This window comes from Erwinia aphidicola (assembly GCF_014773485.1).
GTDB classification, from domain to species: domain Bacteria; phylum Pseudomonadota; class Gammaproteobacteria; order Enterobacterales; family Enterobacteriaceae; genus Erwinia; species Erwinia aphidicola.
In genome coordinates, this window is the sequence record NZ_JACXBP010000001.1 from 890,595 (window position 1) to 917,122 (window position 26,528).

Consider the following 26,528-nt stretch of genomic DNA (forward strand, 5'->3'; position numbering starts at 1 on the left):
TATGATGTCGCGCTTTGGTTAATATGATGTTCTCTTTTGCTGACTTCAGGATCCTGCCGCCATGATTGTTCGCCCGCATCAGCACTGGTTTCCGCGCCTGTTCTCATGGCACGGCGCGGTGCTGCAAAAAATTCTGTTTCGCCTGAGCCTCAATCTGATGATGGCGATATTCGCGGTGATCTGCTTTCAGTGGTATGAAACGCTGGGGGTGAAGCTGACCACCGCGCCGTTCAGCCTGCTGGGGGTGGCGATTGCTATCTTTCTTGGCTTTCGCAATAGCGCCAGCTATGCGCGCTTTGTTGAGGCGCGAACCCTCTGGGGGTCGCTGCTGATTACCCAGCGTTCGCTGCTGCGCCAGGCGAAAGGCGCGCTGCGCAGCGACCCGGCGGCAGTGAGCGAATTCAGCGCGCTGCTGAAGGCCTTTAGCTGGAGCCTGAAGCATCAGCTGCGCAGCACCGATGCCAGCGATGATATCCGCCGCCTGGCCCCGGAAAAGTGGCGGGAAGAGGTGCTGGCCAGCCCGTTCAGGACCGGCCGCCTGCTGTTGTGCATGGGCGCGTGGCTGGCGGACCAGCGCGAAAAAGGGCTGATTAGCGACCTGCTGTATAACGGCATGGATAATAATCTGAATGAGCTGTCGCATATTCTGGGCGGCTGCGAGCGCATCAGCACCACGCCGATCCCGTTTGCCTACAGCCTGATTGTGCATCGCACGGTGTACCTGTTCTGCACCCTGCTGCCGTTCGCGCTGGTGGCAGACCTGCACTACATGACGCCGCTGGTCTCGGTGTTTATCTCTTATACCTTTTTGTCGCTGGAATCGCTGGCGGAAGAGCTGGAAGACCCCTTTGGCACCTCCGCTAACGACCTGCCGCTGAACGCCATCTGTAACCACATCGAACGCACCCTGTGCGAGATGGATAACCAGCACCCGCTGCCGGAGAAGCTACTGCCGGACGCGCGATATAATTTGATGTGATTGGATTGCTGTTGCGATAACAGTTTAGGGCCGACCGGAAAAGAAGGTCGGCCACTACGCGTGACGGGCTACGCTTGTCGGCAGCGCAATGACGTTGGATTTATAGAGGCACTAACGGATGCTGGCAATCAGGACTAGCCGGGTTAACCGGCCGATGTAGGGGTCGGGCATGCCCGACCCGCTGGGAGGGCTCCAGCCTAAAGGGATCTAACGACGGCGAGCCCTGAAATCATCCTTACTTCCCGAGAATGCTGTTCACCGCGGCGGCATGGCCGGTTTTGTCGCTGGCGCCGGAAAGCACCTGGATAACCACAAACTTGTTATCGGCGGTAGAGAGCAGCGTCGCCTGCTGCACGCCTTTACCGTCCATCTTGTCGGTGGCTTCAATGTGATAAACGTCCAGCCCTTTGACCTTCTCGGTCTTCTCGCTGATCACCTTATAATCCGGCGATGCCTGCTTCTGTTTATCCTTAATCGACTTCATACCGTTGAGGAAGTCCGCATCGGTGCCGCCTCGCGCCACAACGGGGACATTGTCCTCACCGAGGATAATCACGCGCTTTTCTGCCTGGCTGACGTACATCTTGCCCGGTGCCCCGCCCGGCATTGGCTGCTGCTGATAACCTTTCAGATTAAAAGCAAAGTCGCCGTTCAACAGCGAGACTTTCTGCGTGGCGGGTGCCGCTGCCGCAGGAGTAGTGACTTCCGCTGCGCCTGCGGCTGTCGCCGTACCAGAGAGGGCCAGCACCAGAGATAATGAACCTGCTAATTTAGATAATTTAATAGATTTCATTCGAGCATCCTTCTTCTGAATTGGCTTTCAGTATAGTGAGCCGCTCAAGCCCCCTGCCATGAGAAAGTTCCTTAACTGCCGAAAACGATAATGATTAATAAGGATATTTGGCCAGTCACTCTATCGCAGCCAAACCAAAGCCCTGCTTGCCATTACGCTTTACGTTGTACATCGCTTCATCGGCGCGCATCAGCGCCGCGCCAAAATCATCAGATTCCTTCACCTCAGCAATACCGACCGATGCGCCAATCTGCGCCAGGCCGTTATCGAGCTCGAACGGCGTCAGCGCCGCATCCAGCACGGCCTGCGCCGCAATGCGTACTTTGGGATAACCGATCAGGTAAGGCAGCAGCAGCACAAACTCATCGCCGCCGATCCGGCTAATCACCACGGCGGGCGGCACCGCGTCACGCATACGCTGGCTGAGCTGGATCAGCACCTCATCACCGCTGCGGTGGCCGAGCGTGTCATTAACGTGCTTAAAGTTGTCGAGGTCGATATAGGCAAGGCACAGCGGACCCTGCGTTTTCATCTGGCTGAAATGGTGTTGCAGCGCGTGGCGGTTAGTAAGGCCGGTTAGCGGATCGTGATGCGCCAGCGCCGAGAGCTGGGCTTCGTACTGCTTCTCTTTAGTCATATCAATATGAGTGCCGGTCACCTTCAGCGCGTTACCCTGCTCGTCCCATTCGCTGACGCGCCCGCGGTCCAGCACCCAGGTGATCTTACCGTTCTTGGCGATCATCCGGTGCAGCGCCTCATAATAGGGTGCGCGCCCCTCGATATGGTCATAAAACGCCTTCAGCACTTCCTGCGCATCCTCCGGGTGCAGATGTTCGCGCCACACGGCAAATTGCGCACTCAGCTCCTTCGGCTGGAAGCCCAGCATCGACCCCCAGCGGCGGTTGAAGATCACCAGCTTGCCGCTGGGGATATCCAGCTGCCACAGACACAGCCCGGTGCCGTCCAGCGCCGCATTCAGCTTATGGCGGGCGTCATGGGCAATACGCTTCAGGCGCGCATTATGTTTTTTCAGGTTGTGGATTTGCTGGTGGAGCGCTTCGTCGGACATGGTTCACGCAAAGAGTGAAAATAAGCGCTATTTTGCCTGCGCGAATTTTTCTGTAAATGACTGAATTGAAAAGCCGATCTTTGGTGGGGAATTTCAGGGAAAGAAGGGTTTTTGGCGGAATAGCAGGGCAATATCAGCGGGGAGCGCTGTTTTACCGGGTTGGATGCTGAGAGCTGATCAATAGCTGGCGGCGCGATGCCCTGCGCCGCCGGGCTTAACGTGGTCAGAATTACATCTGCACCAGGTTCTTAATTTTTACGTCCGGATTAACATCCGCTTCGTAATCCACGCCGTCCAGACCAAAGCCGAACAGGTGCATGAACTCGGTTTTGTAACCAACGAAGTCAGTCAGCTGGTTCAGGTTTTCGTCAGTGACGGTTGGCCACAGTGCGGAAACCTCGTCCTGAACTTCAGGCTGCAGCTCTTTATAATCGGCACGCAGGCGGCCGGTGTCATCGAGGATCGGCGAAGCACTATACAGGCTGTCTTTAAACAGGCCGTAGACCTGCTCGATGCAGCCTTCGTGGGTGCCTTTCTCTTTCATCACTTTAAACAGCAGTGAAAGATAAAGCGGCATCACCGGGATAGCCGAACTGGCCTGGGTCACTACCGCTTTCAGTACGGAAACGCGTGCGTCGCCGTTACCGTGCGCGGCCAGCTTGTCGCGAATGGAAAGAACGCGTTTATCGAGATCTTTCTTCGCTTCACCAATTGAGCCGTTCCAGTAGATATCATGGGTGATCTGCTCGCCCAGATAGGTGAAGGCAGTAGTTTTAGCGCCGTCGGCCAGAACACCCGCTTCCATCAGCGCGTCGATCCACATCTGCCAATCTTCACCACCCATAACCGCGACGGTGCCTTCGATCTCTTCCTGAGAAGCCGGTTCCAGGGAGACGTCGGTGATGGTTTCTTTATCGGTGTTCAGCCCACGGGTCACCAGCGGCTTGCCGATTGGCTTCAGGGTAGAGTTAAACACTTCACCGGTGGTTGGGTGGGTACGGCGTGGCGCGGCCAGGCTGTAAACCACCAGGTCAACCTGACCCAGATCCTGCTTAATCATCTCAATGGTTTTCTGTTTCACCGCGTCGGAGTAGGCGTCACCGTTGATGCTTTTGGCATACAGGCCTTTCTCCTCGGCAAACTCTTCGAACGCCGCAGAGTTGTACCAGCCTGCGGTGGCGGTTTTATTCTCTTCGCCGGCACGTTCAAAGAACACGCCCAGCGTATCTGCACCGCAGCCAAACGCCGCAGAGATACGCGCCGCCAGGCCGTAACCCGTCGAGGCGCCAATCACCAGAACTTTTTTCGGGCCGGAAGCGATCTCGCCCTGTTGGGTGACGTATTCGATCTGTTTTTTGACGTTAGCTTTGCAACCCGCCGGATGGGCAGTAATACAGATGAAGCCACGGATGCGTGGTTTAATAATCATATTGACCTCAGTTTATGAAACTTTTTCATTAACTTTTTCATTAACTTTCTCATGAAATAAGGGCGTCAGAATAGCGCGTAAAGCGGTTCAGGCAAAGTGCGGAAGCGCCGATCTGCCGCTTCGGCTTACTCTGTAAGCGCCAGTTGCTTACGGATTAAGCGCTTTTAGTGCGCTGGCCTGATACTGCGCCATCTCCGCAGGCGGCACCATGCCGCCGCCGGTCGCCCAGACTAAGTGCGTCGCACCGGCCAGCGCCGCTGCACTGATGCCCTGCTGAGCCAGCTTTTCAGGCTGCGCGCTGATACGCCACGGCCCTGCCATTCCCGCCAGCGCCGACGGTTCCAGCGCCAGCTGTTCATGCTGATACAGCAGCCCGAGCAGCGCATACATTTCTTCGTCACTGAGAGTATAAAAGGCGCTTAGCAAACGCTCCATTGCGCGGCCCACAAAACCGGAGGCGCGCCCGACCGCCAGACCGTCCGCTGCGGTACGGTTGTCGATTCCCAGATCCTGTACCGCGATCTCATCATGCAGGCCGGTGTGTACGCCCAGCAGCATGCACGGAGAGTGCGTCGGCTCGGCAAAGATGCAGTGCACGCTGTCGCCAAAGGCCAGCTTAAGGCCAAACGCCACGCCGCCGGGGCCACCGCCGACGCCGCACGGCAGATAGACCAGCAGCGGATGCTGTGCATCAACCCGGATATTTTCCGCAGCAAACTGCTGCTTCAGCCGTTCCCCGGCCACCGCATAGCCAAGAAACAGGTTATGGGAGTTCTCGTCGTCGATAAAGAAACAGTGCGGATCGGACTCGGCCTGACGGCGCCCTTCCGCCACCGCCACGCCGTAATCCTGCTGATACTCCACCACCTTTACGCCGTGCTCGCGCAGCTTCTGCTTTTTCCACGCGCGCGCATCCGCCGACATGTGGACCGTGACATCAAAACCGAGGCTGGCACTGATAATCCCGATCGACAGGCCAAGATTTCCGGTCGAGCCGACGGCAATACGCCGCTGGCTGAAAAACTGGCGCAGCGGCGCGGAAGCAAGGCAGGCATAGTTATCCGTCTCCTTCAGCAGCCCGGCATCGATTGCCAGCTTTTCCGCATGTGCCAGCACTTCATAGATGCCGCCGCGGGCCTTAATCGAGCCCGACACCGGCAGGTGGCTATCTTTCTTTAACCACAAACTGCCGGGCAGCGCGTGCTGATAGCGTGCATCAAGCACCGGTTGTAAGCGGGTCAGCGGGCAAATTTCCGACTCAATGATGCCGTTGCTGGCGCGCGTTTCCGGGAATACCTGCATCAGGTAAGGAGCAAAACGCGCCAGCCGGGCGCTGGCTTCCACCACCTGTTCACGCGTCAGGCCGACGTGCGCATAGCCCTGTGCCAGCGTCGTGGCTTTAGGGTTGAACCAGGTAACCGGTTGTAAGGCACACAGCTGATTAACCAGTGGAAAATTCTGCCTGACCTGTTCTGCATCCATTAACATGGTGACTTCTCCTGTGGTGGTGGGGTGATGGCCGATTTATGCTTAAACAATGGGAAAAACAGTCATTAGCGCCAAAGTTTGATCGCATTCAAATTTCTGAAAAATATAAAGAAAAAACCAGATATGCAGTTTATCTGCATAACTACCGCCTGCCAACTGTCGGTCTGTAAAGTCAGCGCAGTTTTACCCGCTAACTATGCAGTTAGTCATGCTGAATTGCGCTTAAAACACAGGATTTCACATTTATTTAAAAACTTTGAAACCTTTTTTTGATGTTAAATTAGCGGCGACTTAGTGAGATTCACTGAGTCATCCACGGTATGACAGTATTTATAACTAAGAGCTCCCCGCACGGCATTTGCCCCTGACGGACAGGCTCTACACATATGAAGGTTTGTTATGGAAAAGCTCTCTTACGTTTCTGAAGGCAGCAAGACGGCCTGGTCAACCTATCTGCAGCAGATCGATCGCGTCGCGCCGTATCTCGGCGACCTGTCGCGCTGGGTGGATACCCTGCGTCATCCGAAACGTGCACTGATTGTAGACATTCCGCTGCAAATGGACGACGGCAGCATCCGCCACTTCGAAGGCTTCCGCGTGCAGCACAACCTGTCGCGCGGCCCGGGTAAAGGCGGTATTCGTTACCATCCTAATGTGGATCTTAATGAAGTCATGGCGCTTTCTGCGTGGATGACGATCAAATGTGCGGCGGTTAACCTGCCGTATGGCGGCGCCAAGGGCGGGATCCGCGTTGACCCCTTTGCGCTGTCGGAAGGCGAGCTCGAGCGCCTGACGCGCCGCTACACCAGCGAAATTGGCCTGATCATCGGCCCGCAAAAAGATATTCCTGCGCCGGACGTTGGCACCAACGCTAAAGTGATGGCGTGGATGATGGACACCTATTCAATGAATCACGGCACCACCATCACGGGCGTTGTGACCGGTAAGCCTATCCACCTTGGTGGTTCACTGGGGCGCGAAAAAGCCACCGGGCGCGGCGTATTTATTACCGGCCGTGAAGTGGCACGCCGCAGCGGCATTGAAATTGAAGGTGCGCGAGTTGCCGTGCAGGGCTTTGGTAACGTCGGTAGCGAAGCAGCGCGCCTGTTTAACGATGCCGGGGCGCGCGTGGTAGCGATTCAGGACCACAGCGCCACGCTGTTCAACGCGGCAGGCATCGACCTGGTCGCGCTGAGTGAGTGGCAGGCAGCCAATAAAAAGATTGCCGGATTCAGCGGCGCAGACGTTATCAGCGATGAGGCATTCTGGGACGTAGAAATGGAGATTCTGATCCCTGCCGCGCTGGAAGGTCAGATCACCCGTCAGCGCGCGGAAAAACTGCACTGCCGCATCGTGCTGGAAGGCGCAAACGGCCCAACCTTCCCGGAAGCCGATGACGTGCTGGCCTCACGCGGTATTACCGTCGTGCCGGACGTCGTGTGTAACGCCGGGGGCGTAACCGTCAGCTACTTTGAGTGGGTGCAGGATATGGCCAGCTTCTTCTGGAGCGAGGACGAAATTAATGAGCGCATGGATAAGCTTATGACCGAAGCGATGGTCCACGTCTGGGATAAAGCGCGTGAGAAGACGTGCAGCCTGCGCACCGCCGCCTATATCGTGGCGTGCGAGCGCATCCTGATGGCACGTAAGGATCGCGGGATCTATCCGGGTTAAGAGCAATATAGCCCCTCAAAAACCGTATTGATGTAGGGTTGGCTCGAAGAATGGCAGGCTCCTTTAGGAACCTGCCTTTTTTTAGATCTTTTCCGCCCGGGCGTCCGCTTCGGCCTGCTGGTAACGCTGCTTAAATGCCTCGTTCTCTTCGACCAGGCGCAGCGCCGCCTCGATCAGTTCATTCTGCACCAGCGTATCGGCACCGTCGCTGGTGGCCCAGTGAATGTACATCACGCACAGTGCCGCAACTTGCAGCTGCTCGCCCTCTTCATTGCTGCCGTCAAACTGATATTCGGCCAGCGACCAGCGGTAAATTTCAGCGACAAATGGCATATCACCACTTTCATCCAGCGCGGGTAAGGTGGCGAACAGTTCCAGCATCTCCGGGGTGGCGACGTAGTTCTGGCGGCCAACGGCATCCAGCTGGCGTCCGTGGGCGCGGGCCTTATTGGCCTGTTTGGCTTTCAGTTTGGCGCGTTTGTTACGTTTATCCTGTTTGGTGCTCACGGCTTTTCTCTGTCAGTAAAAAATTGGGCGGCAGGATAACATATCTGGTCAGGATTTCCCGATCATCAGCGACACCAGCCCGGCGGCAATCAGCGGCCCGACCGGCACGCCGCGAAACAGCGAGACGCCGATAATGGTGCCGATCAGCAGCCCACCAACGACGGTAGGCTGGCTGCTCATCAGCTGCACGCCGCGCCCGCCAACCCATGAAACGAAAATGCCCACCGCGATTGCCAGCAGCGATTTCCAGTTCAGGAACGAGTGCATCAGCGTGGTGGATGGCAGCGAACCGCTGGCAATCGGCGCCATCACGCCAATGGTCAGGATAATGATCCCCACCGTGACGCCCTGCTTCTCAATCCACGGGAAGGTTTGCTGCAGCGGCGTCATGCGAATGGCAACCAGCACCAGCAGCGCAATGGTGACGGTGAGGTTGTGGCTGAAGTAGCTCAGGGCGGCAAGGAACAGCAGAATAGCGAGGGTCAAATCGAACATTTTTTACCTGATAACAGTTTCGCAACAAAGTGGTGAGCACAGCATAAAGAATTTTTTCAGCAACTCACCCTTTTTTTTCCGCCACGCCGCGGGCGTGACCCGCGCCCGCTTCAGGCAATCAGTGGCTGGCATCAATCGCGGCCTGAAGGCTGACCTGCGGGCCACTCAGCACCGCCAGCGTACTGTTAATAAAGCGCTCCGCCCCGCTCATCGACGCCTGCGCCAGCACGATACAGCCCAGGGTGCATTCCGGACGTTGCTGAATATAGTGCGCAATTTCCTGATGATAGCCGTCAATGTCGCCCTGATTGAACCAGGCCCACGCGCGCGGAATCAGTTCGATCACCAGCCGTTCACCGGGAATAAAGGCGCTAAATAGCTGGGTGGTGGAGGCCAGCGTCGAGCTGGCGGTACAGAGCACCAGTATCGTGCCGTGATAGCGCGAGGCGATTTTCGCCAGCGTGGCATCAATGCGCACCACCGGTTTGCTGAAGGCGACCTCGTATGCCGCCACCCCAAGCGTGGTGCAGGTGACAATCACCGCATCCGCCTGCTGACACAGCTCTTCAATGGCCTGGCGCGTGGCGGCTGCGATCTCCGGGGTGACATGCTGCTGCTCAATGGCTTGATCAAAAAGTTCACTCTCCACCCGGTGCAGCAGCTGGACGTCTTCATAGCCGAGCGCGCCGAGCGACTGCTCGAACACTTCTATATTGCTTCTGGCCGCGTGCAGGCAGGCAATGATGGTCATGGCCGCATCTCCTTTAACGTTGAAATGCTACTGTGGCAAATATCACAAAAAATGCCAGTAAAAAGGGCCTCTCTGAGAACGAATGTTTCACCCGATAAGCACCGCCGTGGTGCACTGCACCGTATTTGTTCGCCACCTCCCTGCAACCTTTGTTTCAACAACCGCATTGTTCGCCTGCTGGCGGCACTTTTTGTCTCATAAGAAACTGGTATGGAAATTGCTTTTATTTACTCATGACGCAAAGGAGAGACAGATGAAAGCAATTATCATAGGTGCCGGTATTGGCGGTATGTGTGCGGCGATTGCGCTGCGGCGCGGCGGCATTGAGTGCGAGGTGTTCGAGGCGGTGAAAGAGATCAAACCGGTAGGTGCGGCGATCTCAGTCTGGCCAAACGGAGTGAAATGCCTCAACTATCTGGGGATGAGAGAAGCCCTGCGCGCCATTGGCGGTCCGATGCAGATGATGGCCTACAAAGACGGGTACAGCGCGGAAACTCTGACCCGCTTCAGCCTTGACCCGCTGGTTAAGGATTCCGGCGAGCGCCCGTATCCGGTAGCGCGTGCCGAGCTTCAGGCGATGCTGTTGGATACCTGGGGGCGCGACTCTGTTCAGTTCGGCAAACGGGTGGTCAGCGTGGAAGAAAAAAGTGACGGTGTCACTGCTTACTTCGACGATGGTTCAGAAGCACACGGCGACCTGCTGATCGCCTGCGACGGCACCCACTCGGCGATCCGCCAGCACGTGCTGGGTTATGCCACCGAGCGCCGTTACGCGGGCTACGTAAACTGGAACGGCCTGGTGGAGATTGATGAATCACTGGCTCCGGGCGACCAGTGGACCACCTTTGTCGGTGAAGGCAAGCGCGTTTCGCTGATGCCGGTAGCGGGCAACCGCTTCTATTTCTTCTTCGACGTGCCGCTGCCAAAAGGGCTGGCGCAAGACCGCAGCACCCTGCGCAGCGATCTGAAGGGGTATTTCTCCGGCTGGGCCGCGCCGGTGCAGCAGCTGATTGAACGGCTGAACCCGGAAACCACTAACCGCGTGGAGATCCACGATATCGAACCTTTTGCGCAGCTGGTTAAAGGCCGGGTAGCGCTGCTGGGCGATGCGGCACACAGCACCACGCCGGATATCGGCCAGGGCGGCTGTGCGGCGATGGAGGATGCGGTGGTGCTGGCGATGATGCTGCACAGCAATTCGCTGGGCATTGAAGATGCGCTGCTGCGCTATCAGGACAAGCGCGCCGGGCGGGTAAAGGATCTGGTGCTGAAGGCGCGTAAGCGCTGTGATGTTACCCACGCCAAAGAGCCAGCGGTGACCGCAGAGTGGTACGCGGGGCTGCGCGAGGAGACTGGCGAGCGCATCCTGAACGGCATGTGCGAAACCATCCAGGGCGGTCCGCTGGCCTAGCCCGCGATTTGCCCCTGTAAGCAGGGCCGATCGAAACAGAAGATCGGCCCCTGGGCGTTATTCTTGCAAACCCCGGTTGCGCAGCATCGGTTCGATCTCCGGGTCACGCCCGCGCCAGTCGTGGTAGAGCTGCTTCAGATCTTCGCTGTTGCCGCGTGACAGCACTTTGTCACGGAAGCGCTGACCATTTTCCCGCGTCAGGCCGCCGTGCTCTTCAAACCACGCAAAGCCATCATCCGCCAGCATTTCGGTCCACAGATAGGCGTAATAACCGGCGGCGTAGCCGTTACCCCAGATATGCTGGAAGTAGCTGGAGCGATAGCGCGGCGGCACGGCGGCCAGGTTGATTTTCTCCTCGCTCAGCGCGTGCTGTTCAAACTCATCGGTTTTCTGCACTGGCTGGTCGGCATGCAGCCCGTGCCAGTGCTGATCGAGCAGCGCGGCGGCCAGCAGCTCGCTCATGTCATAGCCTTTGTTGAAGGTGCTGGCACGCAGCATCTTATCGCGCAGCGCCGCTGGCATCGGCTCCCCGCTCTGGTAGTGGCGGGCGAAGTGGCTGAACACCTGCTGGTTGCTGGCCCAGTGCTCGTTAAACTGCGACGGGAACTCAACAAAATCACGCGGCGTCTCGGTGCCGGACAGGCTGGCGTAGCGCTGGTCGGCGAACATGCCGTGCAGCGCATGACCAAACTCGTGGAACATCGTAATCACATCATCCCACGACAGCAGCGCAGGCTGGCCGGGCGACGGCTTGCTGAAGTTCGCCACGTTGTAAATCACCGGCTTACTGCCCAGCAGCGTCGACTGCTCGACAAAGTTGCCCATCCACGCGCCGCCGCCTTTGTTATCACGCTTGAACCAGTCGGCGTAAAACAGCGCCAGCGGCGTGCCGTCTTTATCCAGCACTTCATACACTTTGACATCCGGGTGATAGACCGGCAGATCGGGGCGTGGCTTAAAGGTAATGCCGTACAGCTGAGTCGCGGCATAGAACACGCCGTTCTCCAGCACGTTGTTCAGTTCGAAGTAAGGTTTGATCTGCGCCTCGTCGAGGTCATATTTGGCGCGGCGCACCTGCTCGGCGTAGAACAGCCAGTCCCACGGCGCCAGGGTAAAACCGCCCTGCTGCTGGTCGATGACCGCCTGGATATCTGCCGCTTCACGCCCGGCGCGCGCGGTGGCTGCCGGGACAATCTGGCGCATAAAATCGAGCGCGGCCTGCGGGGTTTTCGCCATCTGATCCTGCAGCTTCCAGGCGGCGTAGCTGTCGAAGCCCAGCAGTTTGGCCTGCTGCGCCCGCACCTGCGCCAGCCGGGCAATCAGCTCGCGCGTGTCGTTGGCGTCACCTTTTTCGGCGCGCGTCCAGCTGGCCTGATACAGTTTTTCACGCGTCGCGCGCGCGCTCAGGGTTTGCAGGTCCGGCTGCTGGGTGGTGTTTTGCAGGGTCAGGAGCCACTGGTTGCTCAGCCCGCGCGCCTGGGCCGCATCGGCCGCTGCGGCAATTTCTCCGGCGCTCAGTCCGGCCAGCGGCTGCTCGCTGCTGAACAGGACGCCGCCCGCTTTGGTGGCGGCCAGCAGGCGGTTGGTGAAGCGGGTGCTGAGCGTGGCAGACTCCTGATTCAGCGCTTTGAGCTGAGTTTTATCCGCGTCGGAAAGCTGCGCTCCGGCCAGTTCAAACGCCTGCCAGGTGACCTCTGTCAGCCGCAGCGACTCCGCATCCAGCTTCAGCTGCTGGCGCTGCTGATACACCGCGTCCAGCCTGGCGAACAGCTTGCCGTTGAGGTGAATATCGTCGTCGAGCGCCGCCAGTTTTGGCGACATCTCCTCATCCAGCGCCTGCAGTTCATCACTGGTATTGCCGGAGGTCATCGCGCTGAAAACGTTATACACGCGTGCCAGGCTCTGACCGCTCTGCTCCAGCGCCAGGTATGTATTTTCAAAGGTCGGTGCGGCCGGGTTGTCGGCGATGCGGGCGATTTCGGCGCGCTTTTCCGCTATCGCCGCTTCCAGTGCCGGGCGATAGTCGGCACTGTGGATCTTGTCGAAGGGCGGTGCCTGGAACGGCAATGTACTGGCCTTGCTGAACGGGTTATCTTGCTGTCTCTGCATCTGCTGATGTTCCTTTTGCGATTCTGCCGCCTGCACGCTGGCGGTGACTGCCATACTGATGGCCCAGACTAACGGTGCAATCCTCATAACTTTACCCTCATCCCTGTTGACGAATCACCAGCTTAGGCGCAGATGCGCCGGGTTGCAAAGTCATTGCTGGCGCTGATAACAGGCGATGATCTCCCCCGCCACCGCCACGGCAATCTCGGCGGGCAGCTTGCCTTTCACGTCCGGTAGCCCTATCGGGCAGCGCATCCCAGCCAGCTGCTCGCGGCTGAAGCCTTTGCCCTCCAGCCGGTAATCAAAGCGCTGGCGCTTGGTTTCAGAGCCAATCACACCAAAATAGCGCGCATCGCCGCGCCGCAGGATCGCTTCACACAGCTGTAAATCGCGCGGGTGATGGTGGGTCATCACCACGTAATAGCTGTTGGCGGGCATCAGCTTGACCTGATCGAGGGGGTCTTCCAGACAGCACGTCGTCACCCCTGGCGGCACCGCCGTGAACTGCTGAGGCCGTTCATCAACCCAAAATACGTGACAGGGTAACGTTGACAGCAGGTTCACCAGCGCCTGACCGACGTGCCCGGCGCCAAACACGGCGATCTGCGGCTGCGGCTGTACCAGCGGCTCGAAAAGAATACTGGTGACGCCGCCGCAGCACTGCCCGAGGCGTGCACCAAGGTTGAATTGCTCATGCCGCGCCTGCACACCCGGGGTTTGCAGCATCTCGCGGGCAATAGCAATGGCCTGAAACTCCAGATGGCCGCCGCCAATGGTCAGCCAGGAGTTATGCTGGCTGACGATCATCTTGCTGCCGCGATCGCGCGGCACTGAGCCTTTATCATCGAGCACCGTCAGCAGCACGCAGGCCTCAGCGCGCGCGCGCAGATTCGCCAGAATAGTGATCCAGTCATCGCTACGCATTATCCCCTCCCGCACGCATTTTTTCCGCCCCCCAGAACACTCGCTCCGGGGTAGCCGGGGCATCCAGCAGCGGATGCTGGCGATAGCCGCCTACGCTGGCAACCGCGTCCTGCAGCGCGCACCACACCGCAATACCCAGCATAAACGGCGGCTCGCCGACCGCTTTGGAATGGAACACGGTCTCTTTTGGATTTTTGCGATTTTCGACCAGCGTCACGCGCAGGTCGTGCGGCACATCGCCAATCGCCGGGATTTTGTAACTGGCCGGGCCATCGGTCATCAGCCGCCCTTCGGCATTCCACACCAGTTCCTCGGTGGTCAGCCAGCCCATGCCCTGCACAAAACCGCCTTCAACCTGGCCGATATCAATCGCCGGGTTAAGCGAAGCGCCCACATCGTGCAGGATATCGGCACGCAGCAGGCGGTATTCGCCGGTCAGGGTATCCACCATCACTTCCGCGCAGGCCGCGCCGTAAGCGTAGTAATAGAATGGTTGCCCGCGTCCCGCCAGGCGATCGTAGTGGATGCCCGGCACGCGGTAATAGCCGGCGGCGGAGAGCGGCACCTGATTGAGCCACGCCTGCTGCGCCACTTCGGCGAAGGTAAAATGCTTGTCGCCAACTTTGACGATGCCGTTGCTGAAGCGCACCTGCTCCTCAGAGCAGTGATGTACTTTGCACAGCATGGCGATCAGCCGGTCGCGCAGGATCTCCGCCGCATTCTGCGCCGCCTTACCGTTGAGATCGGTGCCGCTGGAGGCCGCCGTCGGTGAAGTATTGGGTACTTTGCCGGTATCGGTCGCAGTGATCTGGATGCGATCGACGTCGATCTGCAGCACTTCAGCGACGATCTGCGCCACTTTGGTGTTTAGCCCCTGGCCCATCTCGGTGCCGCCGTGATTCAGCTGGACCGTGCCGTCGGTGTAGATCAGGATCAGCGCCCCGGCCTGGTTCAGGAAGCTGGAGGTAAACGAGATGCCGAACTTAACCGGCGTCAGCGCCAGGCCGCGCTTCATTACGCTGTTAGCGGCATTAAACGCCGAGATTTCGGCACGGCGGGCGGCGTAGCCTGCACTCTCTTCCAGCTGGGCGGTCATCTCCTCCAGCAGGTTATCTTCCACCGTCTGATAATAGTGGGTGACGTTGCGCGTCTCTTTGCCGTAGTAGTTACGCTTGCGCACTTCCAGCGGGTCGAGGCCCAGCTCGCGGGCGATATGGTCCATAATCTGCTCAATGGCGACCATGCCCTGCGGCCCGCCAAAGCCGCGATAGGCGGTATTGGACGCGGTATTGGTGCGACAGCGATAGCCGGTAATCAGAGCATCGCCAAGGTAATAGGCATTGTCAGCGTGGAACATCGCACGATCGACGATAGAACCCGAGAGATCGAGCGAATAGCCGCAGTTGCCCGCCAGATCAATTTTTACCCCGCAGAAGCGCCCTTCATCATCCACCCCGACGTCATAGCGCACAAAGAACGGATGGCGTTTGCCGGTGGTGCGCATATCGTCGCGGCGCGACAGGCGCATTTTTACCGGCCTGCCGCTTTTACCTGCCGCTACCGCGCACAGGCAGGCAACGCCCGCGGCCTGCGTCTCTTTACCGCCGAAGCCGCCGCCCATACGGCGCATGTCGATGGTCACTTTATTCATCGTCACGCCCATTACCGAGGCCACCAGCTTCTGCACTTCGGTCGGGTTCTGGGTTGATGAGTAAACCTGCAGCGCACGATCTTCGCCGGGCACCACCAGCGCCACCTGAGTTTCCAGATAGAAGTGCTCCTGACCGCCGATGTGAAATTCGCCCTGCAGGCGGTGGGCCGCACGCGCCAGCGCCGCTTGCGCATCGCCGCGCTGGTGGATGTGCGGCTGCTGGACAAAGCTTTGCTGCTCCAGCGCCTGCTTCACGTCCAGCAGCGGGGTGAGCGGCTGGTACTCTATTTTTGCCAGCATCGCCGCCTGACGCGCCGCCTGCTCGCTTTCGGCCGCCACCACCAGCACCATCTGCCCGGCATACTCCACCACGTCCTGCGCCAGCAGCGGGTCGCCAGGCTCCAGCGGCCCGATATCCACATCACCCGGCACGTCGCGCCAGGTCAGCACGCTCACTACCCCGGGCACCGCGTAGCAGGCTGCGACATCAATGCTGATAATGCGCGCATGGGCATGTTCGCTGAGGCGTGGGCAGAGATGCAGCATCCCAGGCAGCTCGAGGCGATCGTCAATATATTGCGCTGCGCCGCTAACGTGCAGCGCCGCGCTCTCATGCTTGTTGCTCTTGCCAACGCCGTTCTGAATGCCCTGCTTAAACTGGTGGGCAATCACCTCTTCACTGACCTGCGGGCGATTATGAGACATAGCGGGCAACCTCCGTAATGGTCAGTTCACCGTTGAGATCGGCGTAGTAGCGGCGCAGCAGATTTTTCGCCAGCTGCAGGCGATAAGCCGCGCTGGCGCGGAAGTCGCTCAGCGGCTGGAACTCCTGCTCCAGGGCTTTGCAGGCTTGTTCGATGGCGCAGAGCGTCAGCGGCTGGCCAAGCAGCAGCTGTTCACAGCGCAAAGCGCGCTGCGGGATCGCCGCCATGCCGCCAAAGGCAATGCGCACGTGCGACACGCAGTTTTGCGCATCGGTTTGCAGCGTGAAAGCGGCAAATACGGCGGAGATATCATCCTCCAGCCGTTTGGAGACCTTCCAGGCGCGGAAATTTCGTCCTGTCGCCGTTTTGGCTATCACGATAGCGCGGATAAACTCGCCAGCGCGCAGCGCGGTTTTACGGTAGCCGAGGAAGAACTCACTGATTGCCAGGCGGCGCACTTCATCACCGCGCTGCAGCAGCAGCTCCGCGTCCAGCGCCAGCAGCATCGGCGGCGTATCGCCAATCGGCGAAGCGTTAGCGATGTTGCCGCCCAGCGTGCCCTGATGGCGGATCTGCAGTGAGGCAAAGCGCTCCAGCAGCTGGCTGAACGCCGGGATTTCCGCGCTCAGTAGCTGCCAGCAGTGATGTAAAGAGGCCCCGGCCCCCAGCACAATCTCCTCGCTGCCAATTTCACACTGTTTCAGTTCATCGACGTGGCCGAGAGCAATCATCAGCGGTAGCGCCTGATGCTGCTGCGTCACCTGCAACGCCAGGTCGGTGCCGCCCGCCAGCAGCCGCGCCTGCGGATTGGCCAACAGCGCCGCGCTGAGCTGACCGAGAGTTTTTGGCAGCAGGCAATGGTTGCCCTGCCGCGCGATCTCCTGCATCTCGCTGTTTTGCAGCGCCAGCAGACGTTCTACCGTCGCGGCTTCCTGCTGCTGAAAACTGTCGCTGACCGGCGTGGCACAGGCCTGCTGCGCCGCCGCAACAATTGGCCGATAGCCGGTACAGCGGCACAGGTTGCCCGCCAGCGCCTGCTCAATCTGCTGATGGTTTGCGCTGCCCTGCTTTTGCAGCGTGAACAGCGACATCACAAAGCCCGGCGTACAGAAGCCGCACTGCGACGCGTGGCAGTCAACCATCGCCTGCTGCACCGGGTGTAACCCCTCCGGCTGGCGCAGATCTTCAACGCTAATCAGCTGTTTGCCCTGCAGGCTGCTGACAAACGTCAGGCAGCTGTTGACCGTTTCATAGTGCATTTTCCCGTTTTCTACGCGGCCAAGCGTGACGGTGCAGGCGCCGCAATCGCCGGAGGCGCAGCCCTCTTTCGTGCCGCAGCGCCGCTGGTTCTGGCGCAGATAGTTGAGCACCGTCAGATTCGGGTCGATCTCCTGCTCGCTTACCAGGCGCTGATTGAGTAAGAACTGGATCATGCTGCACGCTCCATTTTATCGCTCTGCCAGACGCAGCGCCCGTTGACCCAGGTGGCGGCGATATTGCGGTCGTCACCCAGCGTCATCAGCACGAACAGTTTTTCCCAGATATCGCGGCTGTTGGCGTGGCGCATCTGCTGCAGCGGGGAAACAGCCGGATCGAGCACCACAAAATCGGCCTCTTTGCCCGGCATGAAATTGCCAATCTTCTGGTCGAGATCCAGCGCTTTCGCGCCGCCCAGCGTGGCGTGGTAAAAAGCTTCACAGGCTGAGAGCCTGTAGCGCTGCAGCTGGCCAACCTTGTAAGCCTCGCCCAGCGTTTGCAGCATATTAAAGGTGGTGCCCGCGCCGACGTCGGTGCCAATACCCATCTTTACCCCTTTATGCCAGCAGGTTTGCAGATTAAACAGCCCGCTGCCGAGGAACAGATTAGAGGTCGGGCAGAATGCCACCGCGGAATCCGTGGCGTGCAGGCAGTCCCACTCGCCATCGTCAAGATGCAGGCAGTGGGCAAACAGGCTGCGCTTGCCGGTTAGCTGGTACTGGTGATAAACGTCAAGATAGCCGTTGTGATGCGGGAACAGCGCCTTCACCCATTCGACCTCCTGCGGGTTCTCGCTCAGGTGAGTATGCAGCCAAATATCCGGATATTCGGCGCGCAGCTGCTGTACCTTGCTCAGTAACTGCGGGGAGGAGGTCGGGGCAAAGCGCGGGGTCAGCGCGTAGCTCAGGCGGCCGTGATTGTGCCAGCGTTCGATCAGCGCTTTGGTCTGCTGGTAGCTCTGCTGCGGGGTTTCGGTCAGGCTCTCCGGCGCGTTGCGGTCCATCATCACCTTGCCGGCAATCAGCCGCATCTCCAGCGCCGCAGCCGCGGTAAACAGTGCATCGACCGATTCAGGATGCACGGTGCCAAATACCAGCGCGGTGGTGGTGCCGTTGCTCAGCAGCTGCTGGAGAAAAAATGCCGACATGCGCGCCGAGTGCTGCGGGCAGTGATATTGGCTTTCCACCGGGAAGGTGTACTGATTGAGCCACTCCAGCAGCTGCTCACCAAACGCGCCGATCATTTCGGTTTGCGGGTAGTGAATATGGGTGTCGACAAAGCCAGGCACGATCAGGCGGCCGCGATAGTCGAGTGCCCCATTCCCCGGCTGCAGCAGGTGCTGCCCCTGCTGCCACTCATACAGGCCGACGATTTCGCCCGCGTTCAGCAGCAGCAGTCCATCTTCAATATGGCGTGCGGCGTCTGGCAGCTGCTGAGGGTTTTCCACCGTGCGGGTGATATCAAAAAAGCTGGCGCGTATCGCCTGGGTATAGGTCACTGACATAACATTTCCTTTATTGAGGCGGCCTCACCCTGTTCAGTATTTACCAGCAGTGAGGTTTTTACCCGTAATCAAATAACTTTCTTATCAGTGTAGTTTTGCAATTGTTGTGCCAGCCGGGAAAAATAAATTCCCCTTAAATTACAGGCAGTTAAAATTATCCTTAATAAACTCTGTTATTCAGGCTTAATAAACGATTGCGCAATCGGTTGCTAATAATGCAACCGATTGCTAATGGGCAACAGTGCGCTTAATGATTGGGATGACATTTTATTTGGCCGGGCCTGCGCCCTTTTTTGGCGCATTTCTGCCTTGAGGTGCACCAGCAGTGTGCAGCTTTTGGTATTAACCCATAACAAAACGCTCCTTTATCGGCGGCGCGGCATAATGTTAAGGTAAGAAAAATCCAAAATGTGTTGAGGAACAGTGAGATGATCGTATTTGTTACCGGTGCGACCGCCGGTTTTGGTCAGAGTATTACCCGCCGCTTTGTCGCTCAGGGACATAAAGTCATTGCCACCGGCCGCCGCCAGGAGCGCCTGGATGCGTTACAGCAGGAGCTGGGCGACAGCGTCTATACGCTGGTTCTCGACGTGCGCGACCGCGCCGGCATTGACGCGGCGGTGAATAGCCTGCCGGCGGAATGGCGCAACATTGACGTGCTGGTGAATAATGCCGGCCTGGCGCTGGGCATTGAACCGGCACAGCGTGCCAGCCTGGAAGACTGGGAAGATATGATCGACACCAATAACAAGGGCCTGGTGTATATGACGCGCGCCATTCTGCCCGCCATGGTGGAGCGCAACGTCGGCCATATCATTAATATCGGTTCGATTGCCGGCAGCTGGCCGTACCCGGGCGGTAACGTCTACGGCGCGACCAAAGCGTTTGTACGTCAGTTCAGCTTTAACCTGCGTACCGACCTGCACGGCACCGCGCTGCGCGTTACCGATATCGAACCGGGCCTGGTCGGCGGCACCGAGTTCTCCAATGTGCGCTTTAAGGGCGATGATGCCAAAGCGGGTAGCGTGTATGACGGCACCGAACCGTTGACGCCGGAAGATGTGACCGAAGCGGTCTGGTGGGTGGCTACCCTGCCGAAACACGTCAATATCAACGCGCTGGAGATGATGCCAGTCGGCCAAAGTCAGGCTGGCCTGCGCGTGCACAAAGGGTAATTAACCTGCGGCGGGCGACTCAGGCCCGCCCCCATCCGGCAACGATAATCAACACTCCGCAGAACGCCACCAGCGCCCCAACCCAGTCGAAAGTGCTAAGCCGAACACCCTCAATAAAGCGCAACCACAGCAGCGCCGTGACCACATACACGCCCCCATAGGCGGCGTAGACGCGCCCACTGGCGGCCGGGTGCAGCGTCAACAGCCAGACAAACAGCATCAGGCTGACTGCTGCCGGCAGCAGCAGCCATGGCGAACCGTTCTTTTTCAGCCACAGATACGGCAGGAAACAGCCGACGATTTCGGCCAGTGCGGTGGCAAAGAAAAGTAAAATGGTGGTCAGCAAAGGTAAATTCTCACTCAAAGTTCAACGGCGCAACCGCGTGACTGGTCGCTGCCTGAAAGCTGGTGATATACTAACAAACATCGTCCGCGCAGTCGCGACAGCGGGCTGCCCACTGAAAGGAAACTATGATGAAAACAGTACAACACCGTCTGAAGCAGGCGACACTGCCGCTATTAATGCTGGCAGCCCTGTTCTCCGTCCAGCACAGCGCGCAGGCACGCACCGACCGCCTGGTGATTGAGGATGGCGATAACTCACTGACTAAAGAAGAAGCGCGCCAGCAGAAAGAGCAGTGGGATGACACCCGCAATCTGCGCCATAAGGTTAATTCCCGCACCGAGAAAGAGTTCGACCGCGTTGACCGCGCTTTTGATACCAGCGAAGCCTGTGAAAAAAGCCTCAATCTGAATGCCTACTGGGAGCCGAAAACCCTGCGCTGCCTCGACCGTCGCACCGGTCGTCCGGTCACGCCTTAACCACTCCGGCACTGTTATTACTGCTAATTTAAGGATGATAAGATGAAGAGTTTCAAGTGGATATTAACCGCCCTCGTCGTTGCCACTCCTCTGGCCGTTCAGGCATCTTGCGAAACGGTCAAGGCCGATATTAACCAGAAAATCATCAACAACGGGGTTCCGGCCTCCGGCTTTACGCTGGATATCGTGCCGAATGACCAGGCCGATCAGGCGGGTGGTCAGGTCGTAGGTCATTGCGAAAACGACACGCAGAAGATTGTTTACAAGCGCAGTGGCAATAACGATGACAGCAGCGTCCCTACTGCTGCCGGTACCTCGCAGGATACTTCCGCGCAGTAACATTCCGCTGGCCAGGCATGCCTGGCCCCTACCAAACGTTATAATATTTACCCCATCTGCAGGGTCAGGCATGCCTGGCCCGCCTCAACAATTATAAAGTTATAATATATTCGTCATTTGTAGGGGTCAGGCATGCCTGACCCGCCTCAAAAAATTAATGCGGTTTCAGCGCCGGGATCATCCGTGACACCAGCAGGCTCATCACCGCCACCCCCAGCGATACTGCAAATACCCAATGCAGCGACAGCGCGATTTCACTCAGCATATGCTGCAGGCTGTCCGCCTCGATCGCCGCGCGCTGGCTATGGGACATCACCTGCTGTACCGGGTCGTTGCTATGCGGCAGGCGCAGCAGCAGATTATAATTCAGCACCGCTCCCATCACCGCCGTTCCCAGCGCCGAGCCGAGCATGCGGCTAAACATGATTGACGCGGTACAGATGCCGCGAATGGCGAAGTCGGCGGTATTTTGCACCGCAATCAGGAAGGTGGTGCTGGTCATGCCCATCCCGGTGCCAATCACAAAGGCGAAAAAGCCGGCGTGCCACACCGGGCTTTCACGATGCAGGGTGAGCAGCAGCGCGGTGCCGGCAATTAACAGCAGCGAGCCGAGCAGCGCGGTAAAGCGGTACGAGGTGCGCTGCATCAGGCGCCCGCTCAGCGTACTGGCAAGCGGCCAGCCGATTGACATCATCGCCAGCGCACTGCCCGCCTGCAGCGGCGTGCCGCCGTTAACCCCCTGGATCCAGGTGGGCAGAAAGGCGCTGATGCCCATCATCGCCGCACCGATCAGCAGATTTCCGGCATTACCTGCCAGCAGCGTGCGGCTACGCCAGATGGCCATCGGGAACAGCGGTTGGTTGGCGTTACGCTCGTGGTGCAGCAAGGCGTAGCCGGCGATGCATGCCACAATGACCAGCCCGGCGACCAATGGCAGCCCCAGTGATTCCGCCTGCAGTAACGCCACCAGCAGCGCGCTGACCGTCAGCATCAGCAAGGCGCTGCCCGTCAGGTTCAGGCGGTGCGGACTTTTCTCCTTCGATTCCGGGAAGAAGCGCGCCAGCAGCAGCATCGAAATAATGCCGATCGGCACATTGACCCAGAAAATCAGCGCCCAGTTAAAGTGCTGCACCAGCCACGCCCCGGTTAACGGACCAACGATCGCCGCCACGCCCCAGACGCTGGACAGCCAGCCCTGGATCCCCGCCCGCTCTTTCGGCGGATAGACATCGGCAATAATCGTGGAGGTGAGCGGCATAATGGCCCCGGCCCCCAGCCCCTGTAGTGCGCGGAACAGGATCAGCCAGCCCATATTGGTGGCGAAGCCGCACAGCACCGAACCGCATAAAAACAGGCCTGTACCAATAAAGAACATGCGCTTTCTGCCCCATAAATCTGCCAGCCGCCCGTAAATCGGCACGCTGACTGCCTGGGTGAGCAGATAGATAGAGAACACCCAGCCAAACTGTGAGAAACCTCCCAGCTCGGCGATAATCGTGGGCATAGCTGTAGCAACAATGGTGACCTCGATCGCCGCCATAAACATCGCCAGCATCGAGGCGATCAGGATCCAGTGGCGCTGCGCCACTGGATTAGCAATATTTTCCGACATAGTTTCCCCGTCCTTCGTTCATCCCTTTAGTGTGGAGCATTTTAGAGCAAACAGTTTCCGAAATGTGCTTATCTGTATAAGTGACATTGTCACCTGTTGACGATAAATTTTTTTCATTGATGGCTTTTCCAGCGCTGGCAAAGGCTTAAGCGTGTTTAGCTTAAAACTATCCCCCTGATTTTCGGCCTAAAATTTGGCACTTCTCCCGCTTCGCTGCTATAGATTTTTAGGCGAACTTACCGGGTAAAACGCTAGTAACACATTTAATCATCACTTTTAGTGCTTATCTGCATCCAGGGAGAACCATGATATGCAAAATTCCACGCTGTTGCAGCGTGCCTTACTGGCGGTGCTGTTTATCGCCGCTATCGTTGGCCTGCTGGTCTGGGGGCTTGGCGTAGAGACTATTCAGGCTCGCCGCGTTGATCTGATTTACCTCGGTCAGCAACATATGAAGCTGGTGTTCTGGTCACTGCTGTTTGCGCTGCTGATTGGTATTCCGAGCGGCATTCTTCTTAGCCGCCCTTTTGCCCGCCGCTGGGCGGAATACGTGATGCAGATCTTTAACGTCGGCAATACCCTGCCGCCGCTGGCGGTACTGGCGCTGGCGATGGTGGTGATCGGCATTGGCGATCGCCCGGCGATTATCGCACTGTTTCTGGCGTCGCTGCTGCCGATTGTGCGCAACACCTACGCCGGCCTGTGCTCGGTGCCCGCTTCACTGCTGGAGGCCGCTGACGGCATTGGCATGACGAAAGGCCAGCGCCTGTACCAGGTTGAGCTGCCCAATGCGTGGCCGGTGATGCTGTCCGGCATTCGCGTGGCGACGGCAATTAACGTCGGCACCGCCCCGCTGGCGTTTCTGATTGGTGCCAGCAGCTACGGCGAGCTGATTTTCCCGGGGATTTACCTGAATGATTTCCCTACGCTGATCCTTGGCGCTGCCGCCACGGCACTGTTTGCGTTGATCCTGGATATGCTGCTGGCCGGTCTTGGCCGCCTGCTCAGCCCGCATACTGCGGCATAACAATAATAAGGAGCTGATAATGGCTGATTTCCTGTTTACCCGCTGGCTGCGCCACGGCGCACTGGCGCTGACCGCCTCGCTGGCGCTGAGCGGCGCGGCTGCGGCGGCACCGCTGGTGATGACCACTAAGAGCTTTACCGAACAGCATATTCTGTCGGCGCTGACCACCCAGTACCTGCGCAAGCAGGGCTTTGAAGTGGAACCCAAAACCAACATTGCCACCACCATCGCCCGTAACGCAATGATCAACAAGCAGGTCGATATGACCTGGGAATATACCGGTACCTCGCTGATTATTTTTAACCATATTTCAAAACCTATGCCGCCTGATGAAGCGTATCAGACGGTGAAAAAGCTGGACGCCAGGCTGGGTCTGGTGTGGCTCAACCCCGCGCCGATGAACAACACCTACGCCTTCGCCATGAAGCGCGAACGCGCCGACGCCGAGCATATTGATACGATGTCACAAATGGTGGCAAAGCTGGAGCAGGTGCGCAAAAACGACCCCGACCATAACTGGATGCTGGGCCTTGATCTTGAGTTTGCCGGGCGCTCCGATGGCCTGAAGCCGTTACAGAAAGCCTACAGCATGGAGCTGGACCGCCCGCAGATCCGCCAGATGGACCCGGGGCTGGTTTACAACGCCATTCGTGATGGCTTTGTTGATGCCGGTCTGGTGTACACCACTGACGGGCGCGTAAAAGGCTTCGATTTGAAAGTGCTGAAGGATGATAAAGGCTTCTTCCCAAGCTATGCGGTAACGCCGGTGGTGACCGAGCAGGCGCTGAAAGATCATCCGGGGCTGGATACGGCGTTGAATAAGCTGTCGCCGCTGATCACCGATGAGGCAATAACCGAAATGAATAAACGCGTGGATATTGACCATCAATCGCCGCAGCAGGTGGCCCGCGATTTCCTGAAATCTCACGGCATGCTCTGAGGAGACAGTTATGGATACCCTTCACTACATTATTGATAACTGGGGCTACCTCGCTTCCCTCACCTTCCAGCATTTATGGCTGGTGGCGCTGGCGGTGGGCTTCGCCATTGTGATTGGCGTGCCGCTCGGCATTCTGATTGTGCGTTTTAAGTGGCTGGCAACGCCGATATTAGGGCTGGCAACTATCGTGCTGACCATTCCGTCGATTGCGCTGTTTGGCCTGATGATCCCGCTGTTTTCGATGATCGGTCAGGGCATCGGCGTACTGCCCGCCGTGACTGCGGTGTTCCTTTACTCGCTGCTGCCGATTGTGCGCAACACGCACACCGCGCTGGAAAACCTGCCGGATGGGCTGCGTGAAGCCGGGCGCGGTATCGGCATGACGTTCTGGCAGCGCCTGCGCTGGGTGGAGATCCCGATGGCGCTGCCGGTCATCTTCGGCGGTATCCGCACGGCGGTGGTGATGAACGTTGGCGTGATGGCGATTGCCGCGATTATCGGCGCGGGCGGCCTTGGCCTGCTGTTGCTGGACGGCATCAGCGGCAGTGATATCCGTATGCTGATTGCTGGCGCATTAATGATCTGTTTACTGGCTATTATTCTTGACTGGCTGCTGCACCGCCTGCAGCTGGCGCTGACACCTAAGGGGATTCGATAATGATAAAACTGGAAAACCTCACCAAAACCTTTAAGCAGAAAAACGGTAACAGCTTTAACGCCGTTGATAATGTCAGCCTGAACGTGCCGGAAGGCGAAATGTGCGTCCTGCTCGGCCCTTCCGGCTGCGGCAAAACCACCACGCTGAAGATGATTAACCGCCTGATCCCTTCCAGCAGCGGCAAAATTCTGATTAACGGCGAGGATACCAGCGGCTTAGACACCGTGACGCTGCGCCGCAATATTGGCTATGTGATCCAGCAGATCGGGCTGTTCCCGAATATGACTATCGAAGAGAACATTACCGTGGTGCCGCGTATGCTGGGCTGGGAAAAGCAGCGCTGCAAAGAGCGCGCTCGCGAGCTGATGAGCATGATGGCGCTGGATGCCAACAAGTTTCTTCACCGCTATCCGCGCGAGATGTCCGGCGGCCAGCAGCAGCGCATTGGGGTAATCCGCGCGCTGGCGGCGGACCCACCGGTGCTGCTGATGGATGAGCCGTTCGGTGCGGTCGACCCGATTAACCGCGAAGTGATCCAGAATGAGTTCCTCGAGATGCAGCGCCAGCTGAAGAAAACCGTGATGTTGGTCAGCCACGATATCGATGAGGCGCTGAAGCTCGGTGACCGTATTGCCGTGTTCGGCCAGGGAAAAATCGTGCAGTGCGCCAGCCCGGATGAGCTGCTGGCAAAACCGGCTAACGAGTTTATCGGGTCGTTTGTTGGCCAGGACCGCACGCTGAAGCGGCTGCTGCTGGTGCAGGCGGGCGATGTTACCGATCGGCAGCCTACGCTTACCGTGCAAAAATCCACGCCGCTGGCAGAAGCGTTCGGCATGATGGATGACAACGATTTACGTTCAATCACCGTGGTGGATAACGACGGCAAACCGCTGGGCTTTGTGAAACGTCGCGAGGCGCGCGCTGCCAGCGGCGTCTGTGCCGATATGCTGCACAAGTTTACCGTCACCGGCAAGGCGGAAGAGAACCTGCGCGTGGTGCTGTCAAAGCTGTACGAGCACAATCTGGTCTGGATGCCGATCGTCGATGAAGACGGCCGCTACAGCGGGGAGATTTCGCAGGATTATATTGCGGATTACCTCAGTTCAGGCCGTACCCGCCGCGTACTGAACGTTAGCTAATCATCTGGGTAGGGGTCAGGCATGCCTGACCCCAAAAGATTCGGAGCCGATCAGGCATGCCCGCCCCCCAG

At 58.3% G+C, this 26,528-nt stretch carries 24 protein-coding genes; 10 read left to right on the top strand and 14 right to left on the bottom strand.

The genetic code is table 11. The features are described from left to right. The first annotated feature begins 61 nt into the window (after positions 1-61). Positions 62-979, top strand: coding sequence for a bestrophin family protein (locus ID864_RS04120; protein ID WP_062818546.1), 918 nt, complete (start codon positions 62-64; stop codon positions 977-979). Positions 980-1,214: 235 nt separating this feature from the next. Here the strand turns inward: ID864_RS04120 and ID864_RS04125 are convergent, their stop codons facing one another. The 4 genes from ID864_RS04125 to ID864_RS04140 form a co-directional block, all read right to left on the bottom strand. Beyond that, positions 1,215-1,772: a DcrB/PsbP domain-containing protein gene (locus ID864_RS04125; protein WP_062818547.1), complete on the bottom strand. Its 558-nt coding sequence runs from the start codon at positions 1,770-1,772 to the stop codon at positions 1,215-1,217. 115 nt (positions 1,773-1,887) lie between these two features. Then, positions 1,888-2,841 carry a sensor domain-containing diguanylate cyclase gene (locus tag ID864_RS04130; RefSeq protein WP_133623592.1) on the bottom strand — a complete coding sequence of 318 codons (954 nt, stop codon included), beginning with the start codon at positions 2,839-2,841 and terminating at the stop codon, positions 1,888-1,890. Positions 2,842-3,070: 229 nt separating this feature from the next. Next, positions 3,071-4,270 carry an enoyl-ACP reductase FabV gene (gene fabV, locus ID864_RS04135; protein WP_048916068.1) on the bottom strand — a complete coding sequence of 400 codons (1,200 nt, stop codon included), beginning with the start codon at positions 4,268-4,270 and terminating at the stop codon, positions 3,071-3,073. A 147-nt stretch (positions 4,271-4,417) separates the two neighbouring features. Then, positions 4,418-5,752 carry a D-serine ammonia-lyase gene (locus tag ID864_RS04140; protein ID WP_048918804.1) on the bottom strand — a complete coding sequence of 445 codons (1,335 nt, stop codon included), beginning with the start codon at positions 5,750-5,752 and terminating at the stop codon, positions 4,418-4,420. Positions 5,753-6,157: 405 nt separating this feature from the next. Here ID864_RS04140 and ID864_RS04145 point away from each other — a divergent pair, with 405 nt between their 5' ends. Beyond that, on the top strand, positions 6,158-7,432 hold the full coding sequence (locus ID864_RS04145; protein WP_048916069.1) for a Glu/Leu/Phe/Val family dehydrogenase: 1,275 nt from the start codon (positions 6,158-6,160) through the stop codon (positions 7,430-7,432). Between the two features lie 81 nt (positions 7,433-7,513). Here the strand turns inward: ID864_RS04145 and ID864_RS04150 are convergent, their stop codons facing one another. The 3 genes from ID864_RS04150 to ID864_RS04160 all read right to left on the bottom strand — a co-directional run bounded on the left by ID864_RS04150 (position 7,514) and on the right by ID864_RS04160 (position 9,185). Beyond that, complete coding sequence (locus tag ID864_RS04150; RefSeq protein ID WP_048916070.1) at positions 7,514-7,939, bottom strand: hypothetical protein; 426 nt, start codon at positions 7,937-7,939, stop codon at positions 7,514-7,516. 48 nt (positions 7,940-7,987) lie between these two features. Next, entirely contained in the window at positions 7,988-8,434 is a 447-nt protein-coding gene (locus ID864_RS04155) for a DUF441 domain-containing protein (RefSeq protein ID WP_048916071.1), read from the bottom strand. A gap of 118 nt (positions 8,435-8,552) precedes the next feature. After that, positions 8,553-9,185, bottom strand: coding sequence for a hypothetical protein (locus ID864_RS04160; protein ID WP_187497820.1), 633 nt, complete (start codon positions 9,183-9,185; stop codon positions 8,553-8,555). A gap of 253 nt (positions 9,186-9,438) precedes the next feature. Between ID864_RS04160 and hpxO the strand changes: the two genes are divergently transcribed. Beyond that, positions 9,439-10,596: an FAD-dependent urate hydroxylase HpxO gene (gene hpxO, locus ID864_RS04165; protein ID WP_048916073.1), complete on the top strand. Its 1,158-nt coding sequence runs from the start codon at positions 9,439-9,441 to the stop codon at positions 10,594-10,596. A 57-nt stretch (positions 10,597-10,653) separates the two neighbouring features. Here hpxO and dcp read toward each other — a convergent pair whose 3' ends face one another. From dcp to guaD, 5 genes are all read right to left on the bottom strand, one after another. Continuing rightward, positions 10,654-12,792 (bottom strand): peptidyl-dipeptidase Dcp, encoded by a 2,139-nt coding sequence (dcp, locus tag ID864_RS04170; RefSeq protein ID WP_099754694.1) that lies wholly within the window; start codon positions 12,790-12,792, stop codon positions 10,654-10,656. A gap of 63 nt (positions 12,793-12,855) precedes the next feature. Next, on the bottom strand, positions 12,856-13,629 hold the full coding sequence (gene xdhC / locus ID864_RS04175; RefSeq protein WP_191149452.1) for a xanthine dehydrogenase accessory protein XdhC: 774 nt from the start codon (positions 13,627-13,629) through the stop codon (positions 12,856-12,858). Further along, positions 13,622-15,985 (bottom strand): xanthine dehydrogenase molybdopterin binding subunit, encoded by a 2,364-nt coding sequence (xdhB, locus tag ID864_RS04180; RefSeq protein WP_187497862.1) that lies wholly within the window; start codon positions 15,983-15,985, stop codon positions 13,622-13,624. Before xdhB ends, xdhC begins: the two co-directional genes overlap by 8 nt. Then, positions 15,975-17,417 carry a xanthine dehydrogenase small subunit gene (xdhA, locus tag ID864_RS04185; RefSeq protein WP_191149453.1) on the bottom strand — a complete coding sequence of 481 codons (1,443 nt, stop codon included), beginning with the start codon at positions 17,415-17,417 and terminating at the stop codon, positions 15,975-15,977. The genes xdhB and xdhA overlap by 11 nt, the downstream gene beginning before the upstream one ends. After that, positions 17,414-18,745 (bottom strand): guanine deaminase, encoded by a 1,332-nt coding sequence (gene guaD, locus ID864_RS04190; protein ID WP_191149454.1) that lies wholly within the window; start codon positions 18,743-18,745, stop codon positions 17,414-17,416. The genes xdhA and guaD overlap by 4 nt, the downstream gene beginning before the upstream one ends. A gap of 428 nt (positions 18,746-19,173) precedes the next feature. Here guaD and ydfG point away from each other — a divergent pair, with 428 nt between their 5' ends. Then, positions 19,174-19,920, top strand: a complete 747-nt coding sequence (gene ydfG / locus ID864_RS04195; RefSeq protein WP_048916079.1) for a bifunctional NADP-dependent 3-hydroxy acid dehydrogenase/3-hydroxypropionate dehydrogenase YdfG — start codon at positions 19,174-19,176, stop codon at positions 19,918-19,920. A gap of 19 nt (positions 19,921-19,939) precedes the next feature. Here the strand turns inward: ydfG and ID864_RS04200 are convergent, their stop codons facing one another. After that, complete coding sequence (locus ID864_RS04200) at positions 19,940-20,266, bottom strand: YnfA family protein (protein WP_187499217.1); 327 nt, start codon at positions 20,264-20,266, stop codon at positions 19,940-19,942. Between the two features lie 128 nt (positions 20,267-20,394). On the opposite strand from ID864_RS04200, the gene ID864_RS04205 reads away from it, so the two are divergent. Together ID864_RS04205 and ID864_RS04210 are read left to right on the top strand one after the other, a co-directional pair. Then, entirely contained in the window at positions 20,395-20,742 is a 348-nt protein-coding gene (locus ID864_RS04205) for a DUF1283 family protein (RefSeq protein ID WP_099755163.1), read from the top strand. Positions 20,743-20,784: 42 nt separating this feature from the next. Further along, the gene (locus ID864_RS04210) at positions 20,785-21,081 is read left to right on the top strand and encodes a DUF1161 domain-containing protein (RefSeq protein WP_048916082.1); all 297 of its coding nucleotides are present in this window, start codon (positions 20,785-20,787) and stop codon (positions 21,079-21,081) included. A gap of 154 nt (positions 21,082-21,235) precedes the next feature. Here the strand turns inward: ID864_RS04210 and ID864_RS04215 are convergent, their stop codons facing one another. Further along, positions 21,236-22,693, bottom strand: coding sequence for an MDR family MFS transporter (locus ID864_RS04215; protein WP_191149455.1), 1,458 nt, complete (start codon positions 22,691-22,693; stop codon positions 21,236-21,238). A gap of 310 nt (positions 22,694-23,003) precedes the next feature. On the opposite strand from ID864_RS04215, the gene osmY reads away from it, so the two are divergent. The 4 genes from osmY to osmV are packed head-to-tail and all read left to right on the top strand — an operon-like array spanning position 23,004 to position 26,457. Continuing rightward, positions 23,004-23,720 carry an osmoprotectant ABC transporter permease OsmY gene (gene osmY / locus ID864_RS04220; protein ID WP_062818665.1) on the top strand — a complete coding sequence of 239 codons (717 nt, stop codon included), beginning with the start codon at positions 23,004-23,006 and terminating at the stop codon, positions 23,718-23,720. Positions 23,721-23,739: 19 nt separating this feature from the next. Then, positions 23,740-24,660, top strand: coding sequence for a glycine betaine ABC transporter substrate-binding protein (locus ID864_RS04225; protein ID WP_048918796.1), 921 nt, complete (start codon positions 23,740-23,742; stop codon positions 24,658-24,660). A 10-nt stretch (positions 24,661-24,670) separates the two neighbouring features. Continuing rightward, on the top strand, positions 24,671-25,318 hold the full coding sequence (gene osmW / locus ID864_RS04230; RefSeq protein ID WP_062818664.1) for an osmoprotectant ABC transporter permease OsmW: 648 nt from the start codon (positions 24,671-24,673) through the stop codon (positions 25,316-25,318). Continuing rightward, positions 25,318-26,457: an osmoprotectant ABC transporter ATP-binding protein OsmV gene (gene osmV, locus ID864_RS04235; protein WP_048918755.1), complete on the top strand. Its 1,140-nt coding sequence runs from the start codon at positions 25,318-25,320 to the stop codon at positions 26,455-26,457. The genes osmW and osmV overlap by 1 nt, the downstream gene beginning before the upstream one ends. Positions 26,458-26,528 lie beyond the last annotated feature (71 nt).

What these genes read in the sequence shown, in the direction of transcription:
- ID864_RS04160 (WP_187497820.1), bottom strand. Translation starts at nt 9,185, where the DNA reads ATGACCATCATTGCCTGCCTGCACGCGGCCAGAAGCAATATAGAAGTG.
- ID864_RS04145 (WP_048916069.1), top strand. Translation starts at nt 6,158, where the DNA reads ATGGAAAAGCTCTCTTACGTTTCTGAAGGCAGCAAGACGGCCTGGTCA.
- hpxO (WP_048916073.1), top strand. Translation starts at nt 9,439, where the DNA reads ATGAAAGCAATTATCATAGGTGCCGGTATTGGCGGTATGTGTGCGGCG.
- ID864_RS04130 (WP_133623592.1), bottom strand. Translation starts at nt 2,841, where the DNA reads ATGTCCGACGAAGCGCTCCACCAGCAAATCCACAACCTGAAAAAACAT.
- ID864_RS04155 (WP_048916071.1), bottom strand. Translation starts at nt 8,434, where the DNA reads ATGTTCGATTTGACCCTCGCTATTCTGCTGTTCCTTGCCGCCCTGAGC.
- guaD (WP_191149454.1), bottom strand. Translation starts at nt 18,745, where the DNA reads ATGTCAGTGACCTATACCCAGGCGATACGCGCCAGCTTTTTTGATATC.
- ID864_RS04225 (WP_048918796.1), top strand. Translation starts at nt 23,740, where the DNA reads ATGGCTGATTTCCTGTTTACCCGCTGGCTGCGCCACGGCGCACTGGCG.
- ID864_RS04210 (WP_048916082.1), top strand. Translation starts at nt 20,785, where the DNA reads ATGAAGAGTTTCAAGTGGATATTAACCGCCCTCGTCGTTGCCACTCCT.
- ID864_RS04125 (WP_062818547.1), bottom strand. Translation starts at nt 1,772, where the DNA reads ATGAAATCTATTAAATTATCTAAATTAGCAGGTTCATTATCTCTGGTG.
- osmY (WP_062818665.1), top strand. Translation starts at nt 23,004, where the DNA reads ATGCAAAATTCCACGCTGTTGCAGCGTGCCTTACTGGCGGTGCTGTTT.
- ID864_RS04215 (WP_191149455.1), bottom strand. Translation starts at nt 22,693, where the DNA reads ATGTCGGAAAATATTGCTAATCCAGTGGCGCAGCGCCACTGGATCCTG.
- xdhC (WP_191149452.1), bottom strand. Translation starts at nt 13,629, where the DNA reads ATGCGTAGCGATGACTGGATCACTATTCTGGCGAATCTGCGCGCGCGC.
- ID864_RS04205 (WP_099755163.1), top strand. Translation starts at nt 20,395, where the DNA reads ATGAAAACAGTACAACACCGTCTGAAGCAGGCGACACTGCCGCTATTA.
- osmV (WP_048918755.1), top strand. Translation starts at nt 25,318, where the DNA reads ATGATAAAACTGGAAAACCTCACCAAAACCTTTAAGCAGAAAAACGGT.
- ID864_RS04120 (WP_062818546.1), top strand. Translation starts at nt 62, where the DNA reads ATGATTGTTCGCCCGCATCAGCACTGGTTTCCGCGCCTGTTCTCATGG.
- xdhB (WP_187497862.1), bottom strand. Translation starts at nt 15,985, where the DNA reads ATGTCTCATAATCGCCCGCAGGTCAGTGAAGAGGTGATTGCCCACCAG.
- ydfG (WP_048916079.1), top strand. Translation starts at nt 19,174, where the DNA reads ATGATCGTATTTGTTACCGGTGCGACCGCCGGTTTTGGTCAGAGTATT.
- xdhA (WP_191149453.1), bottom strand. Translation starts at nt 17,417, where the DNA reads ATGATCCAGTTCTTACTCAATCAGCGCCTGGTAAGCGAGCAGGAGATC.
- ID864_RS04140 (WP_048918804.1), bottom strand. Translation starts at nt 5,752, where the DNA reads ATGGATGCAGAACAGGTCAGGCAGAATTTTCCACTGGTTAATCAGCTG.
- fabV (WP_048916068.1), bottom strand. Translation starts at nt 4,270, where the DNA reads ATGATTATTAAACCACGCATCCGTGGCTTCATCTGTATTACTGCCCAT.
- dcp (WP_099754694.1), bottom strand. Translation starts at nt 12,792, where the DNA reads ATGAGGATTGCACCGTTAGTCTGGGCCATCAGTATGGCAGTCACCGCC.
- osmW (WP_062818664.1), top strand. Translation starts at nt 24,671, where the DNA reads ATGGATACCCTTCACTACATTATTGATAACTGGGGCTACCTCGCTTCC.